General features: G+C 69.5%; 8 protein-coding genes and 1 rRNA gene. 3 read left to right on the forward strand and 6 right to left on the reverse strand.

What is annotated here, in order from left to right; all coding sequences use genetic code 11:
* Positions 1 to 3 precede the first annotated feature (3 nt).
* The 3 genes from HOV91_RS23745 to HOV91_RS23755 all read right to left on the reverse strand — a co-directional run bounded on the left by HOV91_RS23745 (position 4) and on the right by HOV91_RS23755 (position 2,375).
* A complete protein-coding gene (locus HOV91_RS23745; protein ID WP_174187606.1) occupies positions 4 to 873 on the reverse strand; it encodes an expansin EXLX1 family cellulose-binding protein in 870 nt (289 codons plus the stop codon).
* A 223-nt stretch (positions 874 to 1,096) separates the two neighbouring features.
* Positions 1,097 to 1,930 (reverse strand): IclR family transcriptional regulator, encoded by an 834-nt coding sequence (locus tag HOV91_RS23750; protein ID WP_174187607.1) that lies wholly within the window; start codon positions 1,928 to 1,930, stop codon positions 1,097 to 1,099.
* A 184-nt stretch (positions 1,931 to 2,114) separates the two neighbouring features.
* Positions 2,115 to 2,375 carry a three-helix bundle dimerization domain-containing protein gene (locus HOV91_RS23755; protein ID WP_174187608.1) on the reverse strand — a complete coding sequence of 87 codons (261 nt, stop codon included), beginning with the start codon at positions 2,373 to 2,375 and terminating at the stop codon, positions 2,115 to 2,117.
* 160 nt (positions 2,376 to 2,535) lie between these two features.
* Here HOV91_RS23755 and HOV91_RS23760 point away from each other — a divergent pair, with 160 nt between their 5' ends.
* Together HOV91_RS23760 and HOV91_RS23765 are read left to right on the forward strand one after the other, a co-directional pair.
* Positions 2,536 to 3,012, forward strand: a complete 477-nt coding sequence (locus HOV91_RS23760; protein WP_174187609.1) for a nuclear transport factor 2 family protein — start codon at positions 2,536 to 2,538, stop codon at positions 3,010 to 3,012.
* Between the two features lie 80 nt (positions 3,013 to 3,092).
* Positions 3,093 to 4,145, forward strand: coding sequence for an aminotransferase class V-fold PLP-dependent enzyme (locus tag HOV91_RS23765; protein ID WP_174187610.1), 1,053 nt, complete (start codon positions 3,093 to 3,095; stop codon positions 4,143 to 4,145).
* A gap of 166 nt (positions 4,146 to 4,311) precedes the next feature.
* Here the strand turns inward: HOV91_RS23765 and HOV91_RS23770 are convergent, their stop codons facing one another.
* Positions 4,312 to 5,388 (reverse strand): NAD(P)H-dependent amine dehydrogenase family protein, encoded by a 1,077-nt coding sequence (locus HOV91_RS23770; RefSeq protein ID WP_174187611.1) that lies wholly within the window; start codon positions 5,386 to 5,388, stop codon positions 4,312 to 4,314.
* Between the two features lies 1 nt (position 5,389).
* A complete protein-coding gene (locus HOV91_RS23775; RefSeq protein ID WP_174187612.1) occupies positions 5,390 to 6,181 on the reverse strand; it encodes an SDR family oxidoreductase in 792 nt (263 codons plus the stop codon).
* 98 nt (positions 6,182 to 6,279) lie between these two features.
* Here HOV91_RS23775 and HOV91_RS23780 point away from each other — a divergent pair, with 98 nt between their 5' ends.
* Positions 6,280 to 7,161, forward strand: coding sequence for a helix-turn-helix domain-containing protein (locus HOV91_RS23780; protein ID WP_174187613.1), 882 nt, complete (start codon positions 6,280 to 6,282; stop codon positions 7,159 to 7,161).
* A gap of 57 nt (positions 7,162 to 7,218) precedes the next feature.
* Here the strand turns inward: HOV91_RS23780 and rrf are convergent.
* Positions 7,219 to 7,335 (reverse strand): 5S ribosomal RNA (gene rrf / locus HOV91_RS23785).
* Positions 7,336 to 7,338 lie beyond the last annotated feature (3 nt).

Raw genomic sequence — 7,338 nt, forward strand, 5'->3', positions numbered from 1 at the left:
GCGCTATGGCCTGCACCTCGACGCGGCCGTGTCCGGCTCCGTCGAGGTGGCCAGGGACGGCGCCAACGACGTGAACGAGGGCGCGCCCGAATAGAGCCGGGTACCGGCCACGTACCGCCCCGGCCGCACCGTGACGTCGGTGATCTCGGCCTCGTTGCCGAAGACGTCCGTCACGCGCGCCGTGAATGGTCCCGCCCCTGCGCCGGAAACGGTCCAGTAGTTGTCGGCCCGCCGGGTGAGCTGTCGCCACGGCCCGCCTGCCGCAGGGCGGACAGCCGCCTCCAGCAAGGGATTTCCGGTGCCGTCGAACAGGATGCCGAACCAGGATGTGGAGGAGTCCGGCTTCACCTCGTAGGTCAGCTCCTGCACCGGCTGCGGGTCGCGGACCAAGCGGTAGCGCACCGGCGCCACCCCGTCGTCCGGATCGGCGATCCGCTCGAACGCGGCCGCGCTCAGATTCAATTCTTCCCCCGCGCATGCCGGGCAGTGGTCGACCACCAGCGCCCGGACCGACCCGCGCGGCCCCTGGATGTCGAGATACGCACCGCAGAGGTCGGCGCGACCGTAGTCGGAGGTGGACAGCCCGGCATAGTAGCCGTCCGGCGGCAGCTCTCGGAAGGAACACGACACCTGCTTGCCGAACCGGTAATAGCGCGCCTCGGCGGACCTTTCCGGCCCGAGCGGCGCGAAAGTTCTGGCGCTCACCGGGTATCGCGACGGCGAGGACGCCTCGTTCAGCGCGGCGGCTGCGCCGCAGGTCGGCGCCGACGGCCGCACCAGCCAGACGCCCACCGCGACGGTGGCCAGCACGCCCGCCGCGAACCACAGCCATTCGGAACGAGATGGCCGCTCATGGATCGGTACCCGGTGCATCGCTTCCCCGACTCCGGCTCGCCTGCTCGCGGACTGTCCATCCTGACTCGACCAGGAAAGCAGCCCCGCGGCTCGGGTGCACCGCGAACGAAAATTCTTCACTGTGAAAAACCGCAATTCAGCAAGCATCCGGCTACTTTCGGCGGATCCGCCCCGCGCGGGCAGCGGCCGATCGGAAATGATTCGGCGCGGCTGTGGCCCACCGCTGCCCCGACCGGCGCCGTCAATGCCTGCGCGCGTGCCGAGGGAAGAGGTTCCGGCCCGCCTCCTGCGCCACCTCGGCCAGCGCGCGGGCCAGCCGCGCCGTGTCCGGCACCGCTCGATCGGCTCCGATCCGGCTAGACAGCGACACGGCGGCCACCGCGGCGCCGCGACCGCGGATCGGCACGGCCACACAGGCGATGCCCGTCATCGACTCCTCGTTGTCCACGGCGACACCCTGGCGGTTGCGAATGCGACCGAGTTCGCGATGCAACTCGGCGCGGTCGGCGAGGGTTCGCGGGGTCAACTGCGGCAGGCGATCCCGGAAGGAGGCCTCCACGACGCTCGGTTCCAGCGTGGCCAGCAGCGCCTTGCCCAGTGCCGTGCTGTGGGCGGGCATCCGGCCGCCGAGCCGGGTGGGCACGGTGGCCGCGCACCGGCCACCGACCTTGTCCAGGTACAGCACGTCGCGCCCGTCCAGAACGCCGAGGTGACCGACCATGCCGATCTGCTGGCACAGGTCGTGCAGCAGCGGGCTCACCGCGTCCCGGATCTCGTTGTGCTCGGCGGCGAGCCCGCCCAGCTCGAGCGTGCGCAGACCGAGCCGGTAGCCGCCCGGAGCGTGCGCGAGCCAGCGCAGCCGGATCAGCTGGTCGAGGATGCGGTGCACGGTGGACCGCGGCAACCCGGTGCGCGCGGCGAGTTCGACGAGGGTCAGCGTCGGCGTCACGCCGTCGAAGGCATCCAGGATCAGCGTCATCCGCTCGATCATCGACACCGGCGGCTGACCCGGCCGTGCTGCCGCCCCGGTCCAACACTCCCCGGACTCGGGATCGGTCGTCACCTCGACCGTCATTGCCAACCTCCACGCATGCTCGCGTAGAGCTTAGAAGCAATCCCCGCGTACCGCGGTGGTTCCCACGCGTACAGGGGTAGTTCATTGATCATTTCGACGCCGCCACCGCCGAACGCGCGGGGACGGTGTGCGGCCCACGCGTCGGCGGTAACTGTATTCGCAGGTGGCGAACCCGGCCCGGCCGTCAGGCGGACCCGGACGCGGAATCGGCGAGGGTGAACAGCCACTCGCGGGTGTACCGCTCGGCAAGCAGCGGCAAGTAGTTCACCACGGTGGCGTGGTCGGCGAAACGGTCGTACGACGTGTGCAGGTGATCCTCGATCGCGGCCTCGCTGGCGACGCCGTCGAATTCGTCCTCCAAGCGCTGTGCCGCCGCTTTGAGGGCGAGTTCCTGGTCGAGGGGGGTTTGCTGGTTGTGGTCGTGGATGGCAGGACGGTCGGTCATCGCAAGGTTCCCCTGGTCGTGACGAGATCGGTACCCAGGACGCTGTCGTGGTGCACGAAAGCGCCCGTTCTCCGGTTACCCGGTCGAGGCGGTTCGACACCCCGGGCCTGTAATAGAACACGTTCTTGTCCGAGGCAGCCGCGCGTGACAGGCTCGACGGATGGATCTCGACGCCATCGAAGCCGTCCGCCAGCTGAAGTACCGCTACTTCCGGAGCCTCGATCTCAAAGACTGGGACGAGTTCGCCGACACCCTCGCCGTGACGGCGAAAGGACGCTACGGCACCCACGCCATGGGCGAGCCGCTGCATCTGGACGGCCGCGACGCCATCACCGCGTTCATGCGGGAGAACCTCGGCCCCTCGGTCGTCTCGGTGCACATCGCCAACCATCCCGAGATCGGCATCGAGGGCGAAACGGCCACCGGTTCCTGGGCGTTCGAGGACACCGTGATCGCCACCGAATACGGGGTGCTGATCCGGGGAGCCGGTTACTACACCGACGCCTACCGCCGCGACGCCGACGGCAAATGGCGCATCACCTCCACCAGCTACCGCCGCATCTACGAATCCATGCAGTCGCTGACGGACACGCCCAGCTTCCAGCTGCTGTCGAATATGTGGGCGCCGGAGACGTGACCGGCCCTGGGCGATGAATCGGTCCACTATCGCCCAGGTGGCGCTGGACGACCCGGCGCCCGGCGGCGGATGCTGCGACCATGCCCTCCCTAGCGCCTGACGAATACGCTCCCGAGACCACCTATCTGAACACCGCTTCCTTCGGCCTGCCCTCCGCTCGCGCCCTGGCCGCGGTGCGCGACGCGAGCGCGAGCTGGGCGTCCGGCCGCGGTGCGCCGACCTCCGAGGTGGATCGACTGGCGCCCGACCTGCGGGCCGGATTCGCCCGGCTGCTGCACGGCGCGACCGCCGACGACATCGCGCTCGGCAGTGGTGTCGCCGGCCTCATCGCCCCCGTGGCCACCGCACTGCCGTCCGGCGCGGAGGTCCTGCTTCCGGAAGGCGAATTCTCTTCCGTCTCCATGCCTTTCGTGTACCGGGACGACCTCGTCGTGCGCTTCGTCCCCCTTTCGGAACTGGCCGCGCAGGTGCGGCCGGAGACCGCGCTGGTGGCCGTGAGCGTGGTCCAGTCGGCGGACGGCCGCGTCACCGATCTGGCCGAGCTGCGCGCGGTTACCCGAGCCAACGGCGCGCGTCTGCTCGTGGACGCCACCCAGGCCGCGGGCTGGCTGCCACTGCGCTTCGCCGACGCGGATTACTGGGTCTGCGCCAGCTTCAAATGGCTGATCGGCGCGCGCAGCGTCGCGTTCCTCGCCACCCCGCCCGACCTCGTCCCGCAGCTGCGTCCGGTCGGCTCCAGCTGGTACGCCGCCGCGGACCGCTGGGCCGAGCTCTACCGCCCGGTCGCACTGCCCGCGACGGCACGGCGGTTCGACACCACCCCCGATTGGCTCGGTGTCGTGGCGGCGCTGGCCGGACTGTCGCTGATCGAGGAACTCTCCGTCGACAAGATCGGCGCGCACGATCTCGGACTCGCCGATACCTTCCGCAGCGGCCTGCGTGATTTGGGCTACGAGCCCGTGGCAGCCCGCTCGCCGATCGTCTCCGTCCCGGGCGCGGGGGGACTGGCGCCCCGGCTCGAGCAGGCGGAGGTGATCGCCTCGGCGCGTGGGGGCGGCCTGCGGTTTGCCTTCCACCTCTACAACAGCGCCGACGACGTCGAACGGGCCCTGTCCGCCCTACGGGCCGGGTGATCCGCCGCCCATACGCGTGGGCCTACCCATCGGTCGGCCGAGAACGTGGATTGGGTGCGATCCATGCTGCGCGCCCGAATATCGCAAGGGCCGCTGGCCCGCCCGATCGGTCAGTGATCGAGTCGGGCCGAAGAATCTCCGCGCGCCCCGTGAACCGCGCTGTCGATTACCGACCAGGGCGGTGCGCGGGAGCCGTGATCAGCGGTAGATCGAGTGCGGTGAGGATGCCTGCGGGGGCGGCGACCACGGCGGGGACAGCATTGACGATGCGCAGGCCCGTCGCCAGGACGGTCGCGTAGTTGTGGTCCCCGTTGCGGCTCGAGGTCACCAGGTCCAGCGCGTAATCGGGCTCGCCCGTGATCTCGACCCGGTAGGAGCCCTCCGGGTGCGCCGGCTGCGGCCAGTCCGGACACAGGTCCGGACGCAGCCGAGTCACGTGCTCGAGCACCGTGACCGGTTCGTCCCCGACCATGCCCCGCACTTCGAAACGCAATGCCGCCGCGGTCCCCTCGGCGATGTGCCCGGTGGCGATGTCGAACGACTCCGGCGCCGGAACACGCTCGTAGGACTGCGTGACGGCGTCGAGGGTGACTCCGATCCCGGCCGCGAGCTGCCGGACCGTGCCGCCCCAGGCGAGCGACAGCACGCCGGGCTGCAACAGCATGGGGATCTCGTCGACGGGCTTGCCGAAACCCATGATGTCGAACATCACCGCCCGGTTGTCGTAGCTGGCGTAATCCACGATCTCCAGGCAGCGCACCTGGTCGACGCGCAGACAAGTCCCCGCGAGGGCGAGCGGGAGCAGGTCGTTGGCGAAACCGGGGTCGATTCCGTTCACCCACAGTGACGCTTTACCGTGCGCGGCGGCCTCCTGCACCGGCTTCAACAGTTCATCCGGCAGCACACCATAGGGATATTGGAAGAACACCGGTGCGCAAGCGACGACGTTGATTCCGGCGGCCAGGATGCGTTGCAGATCCTGCACGGCCTCCAACAGCCGGTTGTCGGTCATCGAGCAGTAGACGACGCAGTCGGGGCGCGACGCGAGCAACGCGTCGGCGTCGGTCGTCGCGGTGACGCCGACCGGATGGTCGAGTCCCGCGAGCGTGCCCGCGTCCGTGCCGCTCTTGGCGGGACCGGATACCCACACGCCGGTCAATTCCAGTTCGGGATGGGCGATCACGCCGGCCAGGGCATGCTTGCCCACATTGCCGGTGCCCCATTGCACTACGCGATATGTCATGTCACAGATCCGGGATCGGGAGGTCGAGGTTCGGGATGATCAAGCCGCCGTCGGGCTCCAAGATCTTGCCCGTGAGGTACTGCCCCGCGGGCGACACCAGGTAGAGCGCGGCAGCGGCGATGTCTTCGGGTTCGCCGATGCGATGCAGCGGCGTCTTGGTCTCCAATTCGGTACGCATGGCGTCGTTGCTCGCCACGATCTCCAACGCGGAGGTCAGGATGGAGCCGGGCGCGATCGCGTTCACCCGGATGCGAGGGTTGAGGTCGAGCGCGGCGAGCTTGGTGTAGTGAGCGAGGGCGGCCTTCGCGGTGCCGTATGCCGCGAACGCTCGCCCGGGCAGCCGCCCCATCGTGGAGGTGATATTGAGAATCGAACCGCCCCCCGCGGTTTCGAGGATGCGCGGCACGGCGGCCCTGACCAGAGCATGCGCATTGACGACATTGAAATCGAATGCCTGCGCCAGCGCCTCCGGCGTCGTGTCCAGCAGCGGGCACGGCAGTGCGCCGCCCACGTTGTTGACCACGATGTCCAGCCGCCCGAAGCGTTCGACGGCCGACGCGGCGAGGGCCGCCGTCGCATCGATGTCGCTCAGGTCCGCGGGCACCACGTGGGCCTGCCGCCCCGCGGCGGCGACCCGCTCGGCCACCTCGTGGAGCTGGCTCTCGGTCCGCGCGGCGATCACCACGTCCGCGCCCGCCTCCGCGAACGCGACCGCGATCGCCGCACCCAGCCCACGGCCCGCACCGGTGACTACGGCCACCTGACCGTCGATCCGGAACCGATCCAGAATCATTCGCGCTCCCTACCGCCGGTGACGAATATTCGACATGCTGTGTTTAGATATTCGTCATCGTAAGTCGTTCGCCCGAGCCGGGACAAGGGGTTGCCGTCATGCCGGACCGATCCGCCTCGCCACCGACGCGTCGCGTCGTCGACATCGTGTCGCTACTGGCCACCTCCGGGGAGCCGATAAGCGTCGCGGGCATCGCCGAGCGCCTCGGCATCGCCCGCGCGACGGCGACCGCGATCCTGGCCGAGCTGGACGCGGCCGGTTGGGTGGCCCGCGACCCGGCGCGCGGCTACGGGATCGGGCCCGCACTGGCCGGGCTGCACGGTGCCGCCCTCCCGCACGGCGTCGGCGACCTCCTCGCCGGTCTCGCCGCGCGGACCGGGTACGGCGCCACGTTCAGCCGGATCGAACCCGACCGGCTCACCGTGCTCGACGTGCGGCACGGCGTGGACCGCGTCGTTCCCGGAATACCGGTGGGACAGCGCATTCCGCTCCAGTTCCCGGCAGGGGCCAGCGTGATGCCGTGGCGGCCCGCGAGTGAGCAGAACACCTGGCTGCGCACTGCCACCGAAGCGGATCAACGGATGGCCGGTGCGCTGCTCGCGCTGGTCCGCGACCGCGGGGTGGCCGTCTTCCGGCCGCGCGCCGACGACGCGGGGATGGTCGATCTGCTCGCCGATCTGCTCGGCGCGGTGGGATCCGAACTGCTGCGACCGCATTTGCGCACTCGGGCACTTCGCCAGCTGGCCGCGCTCACCTCGCGACCTTTCACCCGGGCCGAGCTGGATTCGGAGGAGATACTGCCGCTGAGTTATCTCGCGGCGCCGGTTTTCGACGCCAGCGGCACCGCGGCCTATGAAGTACAGCTGGGACCGTTGCGCTCCGCGACCACCCGAGCGGAACGTGCGGATTTCATTGACGCGACGCGTAGTGCGGCGACTGAATTGACGACCGCGCTGAGCACGAGTCGGCAGGGAAGGTAATCACCTGTGGAATGCCGAAAGGCCCCCGACTGTGTCGAGGGCCTTTCGTGAAGGATGTTCCGGCGGTGTCCTACTCTCCCACACCCTGTCGAGTGCAGTACCATCGGCGCTGGCAGGCTTAGCTTCCGGGTTCGGAATGGGACCGGGCGTTTCCCTACCGCTATGGCCGCCGTAACT

This window comes from Nocardia barduliensis, from assembly GCF_013315795.1.
Classification (GTDB): Bacteria; Actinomycetota; Actinomycetes; order Mycobacteriales; family Mycobacteriaceae; genus Nocardia; species Nocardia barduliensis.